This is a genomic window from Clostridium sp. (assembly GCF_047777555.1).
Lineage (GTDB): Bacteria > Bacillota > Clostridia > Clostridiales > Clostridiaceae > Clostridium_H.
In genome coordinates this window covers 90,231-107,016 of sequence record NZ_JBKEEV010000006.1, presented here as the reverse complement: position 1 = coordinate 107,016, position 16,786 = coordinate 90,231, and the positions used below count along the sequence as shown (strand labels likewise).

Annotated in this window: 14 protein-coding genes and 1 other RNA gene; 1 reads left to right on the top strand and 14 read right to left on the bottom strand. The window is 30.0% G+C overall.

The features are described 5' to 3' along the window. Nucleotides 1-7: 7 nt before the first annotated feature. The 8 genes from ACFWTK_RS10465 to dnaG form a co-directional block, all read right to left on the bottom strand. Entirely contained in the window at nt 8-922 is a 915-nt protein-coding gene (locus tag ACFWTK_RS10465; RefSeq protein WP_415875961.1) for a GGDEF domain-containing protein, read from the bottom strand. A 733-nt stretch (nt 923-1,655) separates the two neighbouring features. After that, nucleotides 1,656-2,561 (bottom strand): tyrosine-type recombinase/integrase, encoded by a 906-nt coding sequence (locus ACFWTK_RS10460; RefSeq protein WP_415875960.1) that lies wholly within the window; start codon nt 2,559-2,561, stop codon nt 1,656-1,658. Between the two features lie 392 nt (nt 2,562-2,953). Then, nucleotides 2,954-3,345, bottom strand: an RNA gene (rnpB, locus tag ACFWTK_RS10455) — RNase P RNA component class A. A 132-nt stretch (nt 3,346-3,477) separates the two neighbouring features. After that, entirely contained in the window at nt 3,478-4,293 is an 816-nt protein-coding gene (locus ACFWTK_RS10450) for a Nif3-like dinuclear metal center hexameric protein (protein ID WP_415875959.1), read from the bottom strand. Beyond that, nucleotides 4,284-4,973 (bottom strand): tRNA (adenine(22)-N(1))-methyltransferase, encoded by a 690-nt coding sequence (locus ACFWTK_RS10445; RefSeq protein WP_415875958.1) that lies wholly within the window; start codon nt 4,971-4,973, stop codon nt 4,284-4,286. Before ACFWTK_RS10445 ends, ACFWTK_RS10450 begins: the two co-directional genes overlap by 10 nt. Nucleotides 4,974-4,983: 10 nt before the next feature. Further along, a complete protein-coding gene (locus ACFWTK_RS10440; protein ID WP_415875957.1) occupies nt 4,984-5,874 on the bottom strand; it encodes a PH domain-containing protein in 891 nt (296 codons plus the stop codon). A 71-nt stretch (nt 5,875-5,945) separates the two neighbouring features. Then, nucleotides 5,946-7,055, bottom strand: coding sequence for an RNA polymerase sigma factor RpoD (rpoD, locus tag ACFWTK_RS10435; RefSeq protein ID WP_415875956.1), 1,110 nt, complete (start codon nt 7,053-7,055; stop codon nt 5,946-5,948). A gap of 4 nt (nt 7,056-7,059) precedes the next feature. Then, a complete protein-coding gene (gene dnaG, locus ACFWTK_RS10430; protein ID WP_415875955.1) occupies nt 7,060-8,844 on the bottom strand; it encodes a DNA primase in 1,785 nt (594 codons plus the stop codon). A gap of 403 nt (nt 8,845-9,247) precedes the next feature. Between dnaG and ACFWTK_RS10425 the strand changes: the two genes are divergently transcribed. Further along, nucleotides 9,248-10,318 (top strand): CotS family spore coat protein, encoded by a 1,071-nt coding sequence (locus ACFWTK_RS10425; protein WP_415875954.1) that lies wholly within the window; start codon nt 9,248-9,250, stop codon nt 10,316-10,318. 40 nt (nt 10,319-10,358) lie between these two features. Here ACFWTK_RS10425 and ppdK read toward each other — a convergent pair whose 3' ends face one another. From ppdK to ACFWTK_RS10395, 6 genes are all read right to left on the bottom strand, one after another. Then, nucleotides 10,359-12,992: a pyruvate, phosphate dikinase gene (gene ppdK, locus ACFWTK_RS10420; RefSeq protein WP_415875953.1), complete on the bottom strand. Its 2,634-nt coding sequence runs from the start codon at nt 12,990-12,992 to the stop codon at nt 10,359-10,361. A gap of 56 nt (nt 12,993-13,048) precedes the next feature. After that, entirely contained in the window at nt 13,049-13,714 is a 666-nt protein-coding gene (locus tag ACFWTK_RS10415; protein WP_415875952.1) for a helix-turn-helix transcriptional regulator, read from the bottom strand. A 210-nt stretch (nt 13,715-13,924) separates the two neighbouring features. Further along, nucleotides 13,925-14,551, bottom strand: coding sequence for a DUF4342 domain-containing protein (locus tag ACFWTK_RS10410; RefSeq protein ID WP_415875951.1), 627 nt, complete (start codon nt 14,549-14,551; stop codon nt 13,925-13,927). After that, complete coding sequence (recO, locus tag ACFWTK_RS10405) at nt 14,544-15,314, bottom strand: DNA repair protein RecO (RefSeq protein ID WP_415876016.1); 771 nt, start codon at nt 15,312-15,314, stop codon at nt 14,544-14,546. Before recO ends, ACFWTK_RS10410 begins: the two co-directional genes overlap by 8 nt. A 100-nt stretch (nt 15,315-15,414) precedes the next feature. After that, entirely contained in the window at nt 15,415-16,299 is an 885-nt protein-coding gene (gene era, locus ACFWTK_RS10400; protein WP_415875950.1) for a GTPase Era, read from the bottom strand. 9 nt (nt 16,300-16,308) lie between these two features. After that, complete coding sequence (locus tag ACFWTK_RS10395) at nt 16,309-16,707, bottom strand: cytidine deaminase (protein WP_415875949.1); 399 nt, start codon at nt 16,705-16,707, stop codon at nt 16,309-16,311. Between the last annotated feature and the right edge of the window lie 79 nt (nt 16,708-16,786).

The window sequence follows — 16,786 nt, the reverse complement described above, 5'->3', positions numbered from 1 at the left end:
TTTTGAATCAGCATTTCCCCTCTTTATATAGTCTTTTAAATTGATACATCTGCTTATCTGCCTTTTCTATTAAGCTTTCTACAGTCTCATAAGTTTCGCCATTACATTGTGCAAAACCGTAGCTAAAACTAATAGCATATCCATCATCTAATTTCCATTTAGTATTCCCAAGTTCTTTCAATACTCTCTTTGTAATAATCTCTGCTTCTTTAATATTATAATCGGGAAATATAATAATAAATTCATCTCCACCTAGCCGTGATATTTTATCTGCCTTTCTTATGTTTTCTTTAATGACATTGATTATTTCAGTAATTAATCTATCTCCTTGTTTGTGTCCATAAGTATCATTAACCTCTTTTAACTTGTTTATATCTATGTAACAAATAGTAAAACTTTGTTTCTTCTGTTGACTAAATTTCAACTGTTTCCTTAGCAAACTTATTCCAGCTTTCCTATTTAAAACCCCTGTCAAATCATCTATATAATAATTGTCCATAGCCTGGTCAAATTTTAATTTATTTATTATTGAGCTATTTAAAGAATATATTGTAACTGCTATTATCACTGATAAAATAATTACTATAAAAATCATATTGTTAATAGTATTAGTTTGCTCATTAAATATTTTAAAATTCTTTACCAAAACCAAATAAGTATTATAGCTAATGAGAAGTAAAAGCAACATAGAAACAAAATCTGTAGCTAAAATAATCATTAATTTGTAGTTTTTCTTAAGTGCATAGTTTCTAATATTTATTAACCTTTCTCCCAAAAACTTAATAAAACAAAAGGCTGTAAAAAACATAAAAACGCTTCCTATAGCTATATGAAAAAAACTCGTAGTATAAGTCTCGAAAGTTATTTTTAATGGTAAAACGTATAAAATTGAAACAATAACATCTCCAATTCCCAATATCACTATAGATAAAGCTCCAGATATTAGTGAATTGAAAATATTATATTTTAAAAATAATTTCGTGGACAAAATAATGACCAAAAAATTAGAAATCAGCTTAAATGTCAAACTAACATTAGGGAATATTACAATTAGTTGCGATGAATATACTGCAGTTAATAAAACTGGCATAATATAATCATTTAACCTGGGTTTATCGCAATCCCTGTTTAATTGATAAATAGTATAGAATGTAATTAAAGATGTTAATACCCCATTATATAAAGACACTGAAGAATTCAAAATTATCGCCACCCTCAAATTTAGTAATTTCAGCCATTGAAATTACTAAAAACAAAATATTTTAATGATCATAATATATAATTATTTAGATGTTTAGCTCATATATTTTTAATAATATGTATTAAAGGAACATACCTCTTAAGTTAGTCCATACATTCACATTCCTTATATACATTTTCATTGCAAAAATAGAATGAAGATGTCAACTCATCTTCATACTTATAATTATTCTCTCATTATATTCACTACGTCACTAATTAAATTGCATATCTTGATTTTGTTCAGATAAATATATTCAACATCTTTCGTTATTTTCCTTTAAAATCGTAACAAAAATATCAATTTTATCTAATAAATACAAAAGACAGGTTATCTCTCATATATTGATAATCTGTCTTTTATGTTTTAATATTCATATTAAGCTCCACCCCTCAAGGTGTCAAATGATAAAGCCCTATACAGATATTTGTGGCAAAGTCTCAATAACTCTCTTCTTATATTCGCTACAAATATGAGTATATCCCATTAAACTATTTATATCTTTGTGCCCTGTATACTGCTGTATTTCTCTTAGCGTAACTCCTTGCTTCATAAGTTCAGTAATAAATGAATGCCTAAATATATGACTTGTAATATTAAAGTCTTTTTTTAGTCCCGATAATTTAACAGACTTTCTAAGCATTTCATTAAATGCAGTATTTGAAAGCCTATTTCCTTTTTTTGAGATAAATACTGGATCGTCTGGATCTGGTCTACTTTGTATATATAAATCCTTTAGTGCTTTTTTTAAACCATCTTGTAATGGTAGTATATCTGATGTACCATTCTTTTCCCTATGAATAGCAAGTGTTGAATCAAAAAAATTAACATTGGACCAATTAAGCTGTAAAATCTCTGATCTTCTAGCTCCAGTATAAGCAAAGCAGTATAATAATGCAGTATCTCTTATGAGATTTTCATTTTTATTCGATTTAGCAGCTGCTATAATTTGTGAAATTTCTTTATAGTTCAAGTATTTTGGCAGCTCTTCTTTTTTAATTTTATTTTTAATCAATTTCACAGTAGGATTTGCATCTATATATCCATATTCATATAAATAACCAAAGAATGCTCTCAAACAATCGATTTTTCTCTTGATTGTTTTTTCGCAAAATTGTTTTTCTACTGATAGATAACGTCTAAACTCTGCTATATGTTTTACCTTTATCTGCTCTATATCTCTAATGCCACTATATTTATTTTTTATAAACTTTTTAAACTGATCTAAATCTCCTTTATAGGCCTCCATTGTACTCTTTGCATGATTAGACAATACAAGCTCATTTATATAATAATTGATACATACATTAAGTGAATACATTCAAAACACCCCCGAATATCTTACGTTTTATTTTATTAATATCTGCAGATATTTCTACTAAATCGAGCGCTCGGAGTATTGTTTTTGTTTACAATAGTTATTATAAAAACTTTTTTAACGAAAGTCTAATTTTACTCACCATAATTTTCAAATAATTTTTCATAGCAGCTCAACCCCTCATATTTCCAAGGTTATAAGCAAGATTAATAGGTTCTGTACTATTTACTTATTTGTATGTAACTTATAAAATAGAATTAATTAAATCTGAGAGAATTAATCCATGTTAATAGAGTAGTCTTTTCTCATGGCTTTAGATATGAAATAAGTGATTTGTATCTTACCGTATATAAGCAGAAAACTCAATGCCTTAAAAGCATTGAGTTTCCATATGTTATGCGACTAAGTCTATAAGCCGAGTTCTGTATTAAACGGTCATCTATCTAGGCCTATTGTTACCAATAGGCTCAAGCGATCTTACCCGAAGACGGGACGGGCAGCCCCATACGTCTTCCTATTCGATCTTGCTCCAGGTGGGGTTTACATAGCCGCAAAGTCGCCATTGCGCTGGTGAGCTCTTACCTCGCCTTTCCACCCTTACCTATTTTGTAAATCCCCAAAGCTATTAAAGCTCACACATGGGTATCTTTACAATATAATAGGCGGTATATCTCTGTTGCACTTTCCTTAGAGTCGCCTCCACTGGGTATTACCCAGCACCCTGCCCTATGGAGCTCGGACTTTCCTCTCCTGCATATAATGCAGCAGCGACCATCTGGCTTACTCGCAAAATATATGTTAACATAGAAGCTAACAAAAAGCAAATTTTATTTTTTGCCTTATATGGAATATCATATTTGAAATGCCAATTATATTTCAATAAATAACAATTACTTCTTCATGCCCTATTCTATAACCTCTAATATATCTTATACGGATCTTTCACTTTTTCCGACACAAGAACTTTAGTTTTATGTCCATCACGTTGAAGTTTGATCTCCAACATGAAAGCTAGTATTTTAAGGGCAGGCCATTCTGTTCCAAAGTGTCCTGCATCTATTATTCCTATACCTTCTTCAGAAAAATCACTGACATAGTGATAACTTGTGTCTCCTGTTATTATACAGTCTGCTCCCATTTTCTTAGCTAGTGAAAAATAATCTTGTCCACTGCCATTTATTACAGCCACCTTTTTTATTTTCATAGAATCTTCTCCAGCATATCTTACATAAGGTATCTTAAAGCTTCTCTTTACTCTGATACATAAATCCTTCAAAGTTATACTTTCATCTAAACTAGCTAGTCTTCCTATACCGCTTTTATTATCCTCAGAGCATCTTCCTGAAGATAATTCCATAGTTACATATTCATTTAATCCAAGCAAGTTCATTACAGTATCATTTATTCCACCATCTACAGCATCTAAATTAGTATGAGCAGAATATAAACTTATATCATTTTTTATAAGCTCCATTATCTTTCTTCCAGCTAAAGTCTCTCCTGTTATAGAGGAAGGTTTTTTAAACAATAAAGGATGGTGAGTAATAATTAGATTGCAGTTCTTTTCCACAGCTTCTTTTATTACTTCCATTGTACAGTCTAAAGCTACTAAAATTGAGGTTATCTCCTTGTCTAACTCCCCTACCATAAGTCCTACATTATCGTAACTTTCCTTTAAACTTACTGGAGCAAACTTCTCTATTACTTCCTTTATATCTCTTACCTTTAAAGCCATGAATCAATTTCCTCCAATTTTCTTATTTTCTTTTCTAGTTCAATTCTTCTTAACTTAGCTAACTCTGTTTCATCGTCTATGTAACTTAGAATATTAGCATATTTATTTACTTTATGATTAATATATTCTTTTAGTAGTGGATGCCTTTTGCATATTAGTTTTTCACCAATTTCATAGTATATATCATCTAACACTTTAGGCTCATTATTATACTTTACCTTTATTATCTCATAATATTTTCCTTCATCTATGCAAAGTTCTTCCTCAAGAATGTCATATCCGCTTTCATATAGATACTTTCTTAATATGTCTGGATTTTGTACTGGCTGCAATACTGCATATTTAAGGCTTTTAAATACATCTTTACTTTCCTCAATTATATCCCTAATTAAATTTCCACCCATGCCTGCTATTATAGCACAGTCAACTTCGTAGGGCTCAATTGTAGTAAGTCCTGCCCCTAGTCTGCAAATAATTTTATTTTCTAACCCTTCTCTTTTTATATTATGTTCCGCCTTTTCTACAGGTCCTCTATTTATATCTGATGCAATAGCTTCTTTGCATATACCCATTTTTATTAAATAAATAGGAAGATATGCATGATCCGTACCTACATCAGAAATTCTATTACATTCATCAATCAAGCTAGCTATAGTTTTTAGTCTTATGCTTATATTCATATGTAGTCTCCTATACAATAAATTGAAATACTATTTTCAACTGCATCAAAAAGAATGCCAAGGATATTATTAAAGATAAATAAATGTATAGATTAGCACTCTTTCTATCATATTTTGCATAAAAATGGGCTGCATAATACATGCAGAATAAAATTGCCATATTCAAAACTCCATAAGTCATCTGTTTAAAGGCAAATTGCTTTCCACTTCCCATTTTTACCGGTTCAAATTTCCCATTAAGGCTCAAAGGCATATCTGCTGGAATTAATCCTTTTAAATATAATATCAACGGAATTGCTGTTAATAGTAATGTAATAATGCTCACTACAACAAAAGGAATCATGAAACTTTTTTCTTTATGCAAAGCAACTTCTTTTTTATTTGAACTTTTCCATTCTAATATAGGAACTTGTTTATCCTTTAAACAGCACGTAAACCTCTCCACTTCTTCTGGAGATATTGCATAATTTATATCTTTTGTTCTCAAATATATAATGTTTTTTCTTGAAGTGACAAACATACGGGTAGTTCCTATTTTATCTATAGCATATCTTCCAAAAGCAAAATTAGAATTTCCAATACCATATAACCTAACACCATTCATTTTTTCCTTTGAAATATTATAAGCTTGTATATCTTTAAAAGGAACTTTAACTTTCCTTAATCCATATATACCTGAAATATATAAATTTTTATCGTCTATGCTGTATTTTAATGATATAGACAATAATAAATAATATAATCCATATAAATCTGCCAATATTAAAAAGACTTTTATCAAAGTTAATAATACATATACATCAATAAAACGACTTAAGGTAATCACACATAGATTTAGTATTGTAATGAAAAAAAATATACTAATTGAACTTGTACCTTTTTTACTATTATATATATCCATATCATCACCTTCTCATTAGATATTATATCATAAAAAAAGAGTAAAGGTAAACTTTACTCTCAATAACAATATTAATCTAAATAATCCTTTAACTTCTTACTTCTACTTGGATGTCTTAATTTTCTCAAGGCTTTTGCCTCAATTTGTCTTATTCTTTCTCTTGTTACATTAAACTCTTTTCCAACCTCTTCAAGAGTTCTTGCTCTTCCATCATCAAGCCCAAATCTCAATCTTAACACTTTCTCTTCTCTTGGAGTAAGAGTATCTAGTACATTTATAAGCTGTTCTTTCAACATAGTAAATGCTGCAGCTTCAGCTGGTGCAGGAGCTTCATCATCTGGAATAAAGTCTCCTAAATGACTATCTTCTTCTTCTCCTATAGGTGTTTCAAGAGAAACTGGCTCTTGAGCTATTTTCATTATCTCTCTAACTTTATCCACTGGCATATCCATTTCTTTGGCTATTTCTTCTGGCTGCGGCTCACGTCCTAATTCTTGAAGAAGTTGTCTTGAAACTCTTATAAGTTTATTTATAGTTTCTACCATGTGTACAGGTATTCTTATAGTTCTTGCTTGGTCTGCTATGGCTCTTGTAATAGCCTGCCTTATCCACCATGTAGCATAAGTACTAAACTTAAATCCTTTTCTATAATCGAACTTTTCTACTGCTTTTATAAGTCCTAAATTTCCTTCTTGTATAAGATCTAGAAACAACATTCCACGACCTACATAACGTTTTGCAATGCTGACAACCAGTCTTAAATTTGCTTCAGCCAACTTTTTCTTTGCAACAATATCTCCAGCTTCTATTCTATTTGCTAATTCTATTTCTTCTTCTGGTGATAATAATGGTACTTTACCAATTTCTTTTAAGTACATTCTAACTGGATCATCTATAGATATTCCCTCTGGTATAGAAAGGTCTAGTTCTTCTTCCTCAACTTCTAATTCTTTCATATCTCCTATTACTTCAATATCCATGGATTCAAGAACTGCATATACTTTTTCTATCTGCTCTGGACTTAGCTCTACATTATCTAATTCATCCATTATTTCCTTATATGTTAAACTTCCATTTTTCTTTCCTTTATCAATAAGGCTTCTTATTATTTTCATTTTCTCATTATTATCTTTAACATTAGTCTTTTTAACATCGTTTTTCTTCTTGTTATCCGCTGTCATTTTCTTACCTCCCTTCATTACTATTCATTTGCATTATATCTTTTTGAACTATCTCAAGTTCTTTTACAAGCTTTAAAGATTCTTTAAATAATCCTTTTATCTCATAATCTTTGATTTTTTTCATAATTTCCTTCTTCGACTCCTCCAGCTTGAATTTTTTTATTTTCTTTATACAATCACTTGTTAACTCTTTATAACTATCCGTATTTTCAATATAGATTTGCTGCAGCTTTACCCATTCTTTAGAACTTTCTATATCATCACATTTTGTTTCTATATATCTTTCAAAGTCTTCTGCGCCTTCTTTTACAGCATTCTTTATAAGACTAAATATTTTTTTATGACTATCTAAAACTAAATCATCTTCGCATACCATATCAGTAATATATTGATATGCATTTATATCCTTAATCATAATTTTAAGAAGATTTCTTTCAGCGTTCATATAAGCTGGCTCTAAATATAATTTTTGTCCAAAATCATATTTTGTATACTTTTTTTCCATTTTTTTTACATTTATTTTAGCTTTTTCACTCATTAAATCATAAATTGCCTGCTCATTTACTCCTGTTTCCTCTGATAGTTTTCTTATATAAACATCCTTTTCTACAGGAGGTAACTCTGAAATAATATTGCAGGCCCTATCTATATATTTGATAATCATATTTTCATCTTTCATATCAAGTCCCGTACCAGCCACTTTTATTTCATAATCAACAATGGACAAGGAATCATCAATAAGTTTCATAAAAGCATCTTTGCCATTATTCTTAATAAATTCATCAGGATCCTTTCCCTGTGGTATGGTAAGCACTCTAAGGTCGAACCCCTCATTTTTTAATATTTTTAATCCTCTAATTGTAGCACTTTGGCCTGCTAAATCTGCATCGTAAGAAACTATTATTTTATCAGCATATCTTTTTAAGAGTTTTGCTTGCTCTATTGTGAGCGCAGTACCTAGTGATGCTACAACATTAGTAATCCCATATTGATGCAAAGATATACAATCCATATATCCTTCTACAATTATTAATGTTCTACTTTTATTCTCTTTTATTGCAAAATTTAGCCCATATAGATTTGTTCCTTTTTTAAATATAGTAGTCTCAGGAGAATTTAAATATTTAGGCTTAGAATCATCTAAAACTCTTCCTCCAAATCCTATGACCTTTCCTCTATAATCAAAAACAGGAAAAATAACTCTATTTATAAATCTATCATAATAAGAATCATTTTTACCTTTTACTATTAATCCTGCATTCAGCATATCTAATTCCGTATATCCTCTACGTCTTAAATAGTTTAGGAGATTTTTCCATCCATCTCTTGCATATCCTAATCCAAATTTTCTTATAGTTTTATTTGTAATACCTCTTCTTATAAAATACTGTATAGCATCCTTATTACTCTGTAAGCATGTAAAATAATATCTCGCTGCCTCTACATTTATTTTATACAGCTTTTCAATCTTATTTTTATACTCTGTATTTTCAGTAGTATTATCTCCTATATCTATATTAGCCTTGTCTCCTAGGTACTTTACCGCATCAATGAAGTTCATGTTTTTGCTTTTCATTACGAAAGTTATAACATTTCCTGCTTCACCGCATCCAAAGCATTTATATATTTGCTTATCCTGGGACACACTAAATGAAGGGGTTTTTTCATTATGAAATGGACATAATCCTATAAAGTTTCTCCCAGACCTTTTTAGAGCAACGCTTTCAGAAATAACATCTACTATGTCGTTTTGATCTTTAATCTTTTGAATTATTTCTTCACTAATCAATGAAGCATTCCCACCTATTAACTATTTTTTGAATCAACTTTATATATATTCGACAAAAAATATTAATATCCTTCTTTAAATTTTATTTTTTTTATTCACATATATATATTCTTTATAAAATATAAATATCCTTCAACATTTTTATTTTTTATAAACATATATATTTTCCCATATAATTGCAAATGTTATTCATAATATTAGCAAATTCCAAACTTAATGTAACTTATATTTATATTATTTCTATACAATTAACATAAATCCTTTTAATAATCTTAAGTTTTAAGTTATAAATTTTATTATAGTATCATACTGCAATTTCTCTAAGTATATAATCTATTAAATGTATAATATTAAAGTTTATTTAATATGTTTATAATAAGAATTTTTTTAAGGAGTGTTATTTATGCCTGAGCTGGCTAAATTATATGATATAAATTTATTATCTGAAGAAAACATGAAGAACTTTGTACTTCCTTATTATAATCTTGAAAATGCGGAAGTTACTTCTATAAAGTTTAAAGATACAGATAAACAAAGGGCTGTATATAGGGTAACAGACTCCGGCAAAGACTACTGTTTAAAAAAAGTGTATTTTGATAAAGGTGAGCTTCTATTTGTATACTCAGCAATAGAATGGATTTACAGAAATGGTATAAAAGTCCCTAAAATCCTTCCTAATAAAAATGGAGGCAGGTTTGTAGAATATGAAAATATGCTGTTTATTTTAACTCCTTGGATTTATGGCCGCAAATGTGATTACGACAATAAAGATGATATAATAAATTCCTGTATAAACTTAGCAAAATTTCACAAGGTCTCTTTTAATTTTTTTCCTATAGAGGGTAGTACTATAAGAAAAGGATGCAATAATCTTTTTGAATCAATTAACAAACACTTTGAAAGACTGCTTTTAAACTCTAATCTAGCTTTTAAATACGGTGATTACTTTTCAAAGATATTTCTTAGTCATTTTGATAAAGGATTGCATTTGGCTAAAATATCTAGCGAAATGCTCTCTACAATAAATTTTGAAAACTTGAGCATATCTCTTTGTCATATGGATTATGTTAACAAAAATCTGATATTTGATGATAATAATGATATATGGATTATAGATTTTGATAAATGCAGGATAGATTTTTGCATACATGATTTATCCTACTTTTTTAGAAGGCTTTTAAAAAGAGACAAAACTAATTGGAATATGGACATAGTTTTAAGTTCTTTAGAAGAATATGAAAAAATACATTCTTTGAATATTGATGAATACAAATATCTTTTAGCTTATCTTTCTTTCCCTCAGAAATATTGGAAGATTTCAAGAGATTATTATAAAAATATAGATAAATGCAATAAAAAAACCTTTGTGAATATGTTAAATAGATCCGTAAAAAATTTCGATTCTCAAATAGAGTTTGTATATTCATTTATGGAACATATAAATAAAAAGTTTAATATTGAAGATCGAAACTAAAATAAGTCACCGACTTTAAAATCGGTGACTTATTTTAGTTTTATTTTCTAGGATTTTTTATTTGTGCTTGTGCTGCTGCAAGTCTTGCAATAGGAACTCTAAATGGTGAACATGATACATAGTTAAGTCCAACATTGTGGAAGAACTCTACAGAAGATGGATCTCCACCATGCTCTCCACAGATTCCCAACTTAATATTTTCTCTTGTTTTCTTTCCAAGATCTACTGCCATTTTTACTAGTTTTCCAACTCCATCTTGATCTAACTTCTGGAATGGATCAAACTCATATATATTCTTCTCATAATAGCTGTTCAAGAACTTACCTGCATCATCTCTTGAGAATCCAAATGTCATTTGTGTCAAATCATTTGTTCCAAATGAGAAGAATTCAGCTTCTTTAGCTATTTCATCTGCTGTAACAGCAGCTCTTGGAACTTCTATCATTGTACCTACTAAGTATTTTAATTCTACTCCTGATTTAGCTATTGTCTCATCAGCTGTTTTAACAACTATATCTTTAACATATTTTAGTTCCTTTGCTTCTCCAACAAGAGGAATCATTATTTCTGGAACTATATTATATCCTTTTTCCTTTTTAACATGAATTGCAGCTTCAATTACCGCTCTAGTCTGCATTTCAGCTATTTCAGGATATGAAACTGTAAGACGACATCCTCTATGTCCCATCATTGGATTAAATTCATGTAATGATTGGATAGTAGATTTTAGATGTTCGTAACTTATTCCCATATCTGCGCTCAATTCTTTTATATCTTCTTCTTCAGTTGGTAAGAATTCATGTAGTGGTGGATCTAAAAATCTTATTGTAACAGCTCTATCTTCCATAGCCTCATAGATTCCTATAAAGTCTTCTCTTTGCATTGGAAGTAGCTTTTCTAGTGCTCTTCTTCTTTGATCTTCATCCTCAGAAACTATCATTTCACGTACTGCTGGTATTCTATCCTCATTAAAGAACATATGCTCTGTTCTACAAAGTCCTATTCCTTCTGCTCCAAATTGAACTGCTTGTTTTGCATCCTTTGGAGTATCTGCATTAGCTCTTACCTTTAATGCCCTTACTTCATCAGCCCATTCCATGAATCTACTAAAGTAGCCTGAAATTTCTGGAGCTACAGTTTTTATTGCTGTTCCATATACATTTCCTGTGCTTCCATCAAGAGATATATAGTCTCCTTCTTTATAAGTCTTTCCTGAAGCTACAAAAGTTTTATTTTCTTCATCAATCTTTATTTCTCCACATCCTGCAACGCAGCAAGTTCCCATTCCTCTAGCTACAACTGCTGCATGAGATGTCATTCCTCCTCTTATTGTAAGTATTCCTTCTGCAGCTACCATTCCTTCAATGTCTTCTGGAGAAGTTTCTAGTCTAACTAAAATTACTTTTTCTCCCTTTTCATGTCTACTCTTAGCTTCCTGTGCAGTGAAATAAACTTTTCCACATGCAGCACCTGGGGATGCTGGAAGTCCCTTTGCAATTGGAGTAGCTTTCTTTAATTCTTCAGAATCGAAAGCTGGATGTAGTAGTGAATCTAACTGCTTTGGTTCTACTTTTAATAAGGCTTCTTCCTTAGTTAAAACTCCTTCTTCAACTAAGTCAACAGCTATCTTTAACGCAGCTTGAGCTGTTCTCTTACCATTTCTAGTCTGTAAGAAGTATAGTTTTCCTTGTTCTATAGTGAACTCCATATCCTGCATATCTTTATAGTGTGCTTCTAGTCTTGTTGCTATATCCATGAATTCCTTATAACATTGTGGAAGATCTTGCTCTAATCTTGAAATTGGCTGAGGAGTTCTGATACCTGCAACAACATCTTCTCCTTGAGCATTTATCAAATATTCTCCAAAAATTCTCTTTTCTCCTGTAGCAGGGTCTCTTGTGAAAGCAACACCTGTTCCAGAATTTTCTCCCATATTACCAAATACCATAGATTGTACGTTTACAGCTGTTCCCCAATTAGATGGAATATCATTTAATCTTCTATATACTATTGCTCTTGGATTATTCCATGATTTAAATACAGCTTGTACAGAACTCATAAGTTGTTCTTTAGGATCTTGTGGAAATTCTTCTCCCATTTCTTTTAAGTATAACTCTTTATATTTAAGTACAACCTTCTTCAAATCCTCTGCATCTAGATCTGTATCATATTCTGCTCCTTTTTCTTCTTTAACTTCATCTAATATATCTTCAAATTTTCTCTTTTCAATTCCTATAGCTACATCTGAAAACATTTGTATAAATCTTCTATATGAATCATAAGCAAATCTTTCATTTCCAGTAAGCTTAGCAACACCTTGAACAGTTTCATCATTTAAACCTAGATTCAAAATAGTGTCCATCATTCCTGGCATTGAAACTCTTGCTCCAGATCTTACTGATACAAGAAGCGGATTATCTTTGTCACCAAATTTTTTGCCTGTAATTTCTTCTGTTTTAGCTAGTGATTGCATAATCTGACTTATAATATCTTCAGATATAATCTCACCATCTTCATAGTATTTAGTGCAGGCTTCTGTAGTTATTGTAAATCCTTGAGGAACAGGAATTCCTAAATTAGTCATCTCTGCAAGATTAGCTCCTTTACCTCCTAAGAGGTTTCTCATACTTGCATTACCCTCACTAAATAGATAAACATATTTCTTCACTTCCACATTAACATCCCCTTTTCTTTGTGTAGATATATATCTAAAGAGTTTCCTCTTAGATGCTAGTTATTTTCACTTAATTTAACAAAAAGACGTGTTATGTTTGTTTTGGAAAGCTTGCCTATAACTTTAACCTTATCCCCATCCTCTTTCGATACTCTTTCTATAACAGGTAGACTATCCACTTCTCTCTCTATTATTTTTTTTGCTGCTATGTAGGCTGAATCTTCTGGTTCTACACATACTATATTAGGCATTCTTGTCATTATAATTCCTATTGGAACTTTGTTTATATCAGTTCCTCCTATAGCACTTTTCAAAAAATCTTTTCTCGAAACTGCACCTACTAAGTATCCATCATTTTCTACAAATATAGTTCCTACATCGTTTAGAAACAAATTTACAATTGCATTATATACAGTAGTTTGCTCATCTACAGTAACAGGTTTTGACATAATATCCTTAACCTTTATTTTTCTTATATAATCAAACACTAAACTTGAGGAAGATTTTTGAGAATATATATACCCAACCTTAGGTCTAGCTTCTAATATTCCTGTCATAGTGAGTATGGCTAAGTCTGGTCTCAACGCCGCCCTAGTGACGCCAATTTTTTTTGCTAATTGTTCACTTGTTATAGGTTGATTTGCCTTAACTAACTCAATAATTTCTTTTTGCCTAGATGATAAGTTAATTGTTGCCGACCTCCTTTTTACTAATACCAGCATATTGTATCATAAATCAGCACGGATTAATATATCACTTTTAATATATTATAGTGTTTTATCTGATATAATCTGGTTAATAGTACGCTTTTTCTTTCATTTTCTTTAAATTATGATATACTTTATTTTAAATAGGCTATACTATTTTGTGATTTATATTTTATATGTAAATTATTTAGGAATATCTAATATTACTAATTAAGGACGACAGCATTATCTGCCGTCCTTATTTTCATCATCTTTATCTTCTTTATCTTCATCAACTTCTTCAAAAGTTACTGTATATTGATACACATTTTCATCTTTTTTATTATTAGAATCCTTTTTTTCAAATTTTTCTTTCATTTCAGATGCTATATCTTCTACTTTTTCTTTGACATCAAAAGTTATGTCGTCAACTTTTTCTTTAACATCTTTGGCCTTATTTTTTATTATCTTATTTACGACTTCGACAGATCCGTCGCTTTTTACTATTTCAACAGTTATCTTTGCAAATACAGCGCTTAGTATTCCAAGAGCCATTAGCGGTGGATACCATAATGCTAACATTCCTGCAGCCACTCCTGCATTAACAGGAATATCACAAATTACTTTATCATCTCTTTTTATTCTTACTCTATTTACATTGCCTTTATTGATGATTTCTTTCATCCAACTTATAAATTCATCTTTAGTAGTATATAAATCATCTTTACTATTTTTCTTATTTTTATTTTCTATAAATATCAATGCATCTACAACATTACCATCACACTCTTCTAAAGCTTCTTTTGCCTCAGTATAACTAATTCCTGTTCTTTCTCTTAATATGTCAATCTTTTCTAAGGTTATATCACTCATCTTGCTCACTCCTTTTTATATAACTAAAAATTTCTAAACTCTTCGGTTGTTTTGAGTAGCTTTGTGAAATAAAGATGTTTAAAATTTTATATACTTCTTTTTTTAAATCATCGCTTAATGAAATTCTAGGAATATTTTCAACAGGACTTCTATCAAGAAATTTCAAAACATTATATGCACCATAACTTATACTTATTCCATTAACTTTATTACATTCATTGCACGTTCCACCATGATATTGTATGCTTAAATAATTAGATTTATTTATTTTATTTCCGCATATACTGCAGTTTTCAAATTGAAATCCATAGCCTGTTGCTCTTAGCAATTTAAGTTCTAGTGTCCTAGCTAGGATTTCTAAATCCACAACATTATTTTTCATTAAATAAAAACCTTTAACAAATTCTTGAAAAAGCCATCTATTGCTCTCTTCTTCTTGAAGAGCAATTAAGATAAGTTCACAGAAATAGGAACCATAAGTTATAGTATCTAAGTCTTTTAGCAAATCTTGGAAGGAGTCTATAATGTCTACTTCATTTATATTATATAAATTTTTCCCTCTATATAATACATATTCTCCAAAGCAAAAGTTTTGAGTTGAAGCAAAAAATTTACTTTTGCTTTTCTTAGCACCTTTTGCTATAGCAGTTATTTTCCCAAGTTTTTCAGTAAAGAGCCATAAAAGCTTATCACTTTCTTTAAAATCCTGCGTTTTTAGAACTATAGCTTTGGTTTTAAAAATTGACAGAAGATCATCTCCTATATTTATATTATAACCTATTTTTGAGAATAAATAACAGTACTTTACTAAAAATTTTATGAATTTTTAGTAAATTTTACTTTTGCTTCAATATCTGCTAAAACTAATCTTTATATCCTAGCTCTTTTAAAACAAAGTTACTATCTCTCCATTCTTTCTTTACCTTGACCCATATTTCAAGACTTACTTTAGCCCCTAAAAACTTCTCCATATCCTGTCTTGCATAAGTAGAGATTTTTTTTAACATTTGTCCGCCTTTACCAATGATAATACCTTTGTGGGAATCTTTCTCACATAATATATTTGCGTCTATATGATATTTATTTCTATCGTCTTTTTTCATTGTTATAATTTCTACTGCAATTCCATGAGGTACTTCTTCAGATAATAATCTTAAGGCTTTCTCTCTTATAATCTCTGAAATTACAAATCTCTCTTGGACATCACTTATTACATCATCAGGATAATACTTAGGTCCTTCTGGCATATGTTTTATCATAAGTTCTACTAATGTATCAACATTTTTTCCACTCTTAGCTGATATAGGAACTATCTCAGCAAAATTCATATATTCAGAATAGTTCTTTAATGTTTCTGCCACTAGCTCTGGTGGATTTTCATCTACCTTATTAATAACTAAAAATACTGGATTTTTAGATTTTTTTAAGCTCTCTAATATCATTTCATCCCCTTTACCTATTTCTTTTTGAGGAGTTGTTATAAATACAACTAAGTCCACATCAGAAGTAGATTCTTCTGCAATCTTAACCATGTATTCTCCCAGTTTATGTCTTGGTTTATGAATGCCTGGAGTATCTACAAAAACTAATTGACAGTTCTCTTTGGTTAACACTGCACGTATATTGTTTCTTGTGGTTTGTGGTCTGCAAGATACTATTGATAACTTCTCCCCTATTATTTTATTAGTTAAAGTTGATTTTCCCACATTGGGCCTTCCTATAATTGTTATAAATCCTGATTTAAACATATTTCCTCCTTACTTATTTAAGTCTTCTTTAGTGAATGCACCTGGCAATATATCTTCTAATTTTTTAACTTTATAATCATTTTCATTTTTTACAAGAATTATATCTGTATTTTTATCTCCAAATTCTGCAATTACCTGTCTACAAATGCCGCAAGGAGCAGTATAATTTGATGTATCTCCAACTATGGCTATTGCCTTAAGATTTTTATTTCCTTCAGATACGGCTTTAAATATAGCTGTTCTTTCTGCACAATTTGTAGCTCCAAATGATGCGTTTTCTATATTGCATCCTCCATATATTTTATTATCATCCATTATAACAGCAGCACCTACTTTAAATTTTGAATATGGCACATAAGCATTTTCTCTATATTTTAAAGCTTCTCTTATTAACTCCCCATATTCCATATTTATTCCTCCTTAGGATTAATTTTGTACAACATTTTTTAGAATATAATTATATCATGTATTATGTACATTTCAAAAT

Excerpts from the sequence above, each read along its gene's own strand:
- ACFWTK_RS10460 (WP_415875960.1), bottom strand. The coding sequence starts at position 2,561 with ATGTATTCACTTAATGTATGTATCAATTATTATATAAATGAGCTTGTA.
- ACFWTK_RS10450 (WP_415875959.1), bottom strand. The coding sequence starts at position 4,293 with ATGGCTTTAAAGGTAAGAGATATAAAGGAAGTAATAGAGAAGTTTGCT.
- ACFWTK_RS10445 (WP_415875958.1), bottom strand. The coding sequence starts at position 4,973 with ATGAATATAAGCATAAGACTAAAAACTATAGCTAGCTTGATTGATGAA.
- ACFWTK_RS10440 (WP_415875957.1), bottom strand. The coding sequence starts at position 5,874 with ATGGATATATATAATAGTAAAAAAGGTACAAGTTCAATTAGTATATTT.
- rpoD (WP_415875956.1), bottom strand. The coding sequence starts at position 7,055 with ATGACAGCGGATAACAAGAAGAAAAACGATGTTAAAAAGACTAATGTT.
- ACFWTK_RS10425 (WP_415875954.1), top strand. The coding sequence starts at position 9,248 with ATGCCTGAGCTGGCTAAATTATATGATATAAATTTATTATCTGAAGAA.
- ACFWTK_RS10415 (WP_415875952.1), bottom strand. The coding sequence starts at position 13,714 with ATGCTGGTATTAGTAAAAAGGAGGTCGGCAACAATTAACTTATCATCT.
- ACFWTK_RS10410 (WP_415875951.1), bottom strand. The coding sequence starts at position 14,551 with ATGAGTGATATAACCTTAGAAAAGATTGACATATTAAGAGAAAGAACA.
- era (WP_415875950.1), bottom strand. The coding sequence starts at position 16,299 with ATGTTTAAATCAGGATTTATAACAATTATAGGAAGGCCCAATGTGGGA.
- ACFWTK_RS10395 (WP_415875949.1), bottom strand. The coding sequence starts at position 16,707 with ATGGAATATGGGGAGTTAATAAGAGAAGCTTTAAAATATAGAGAAAAT.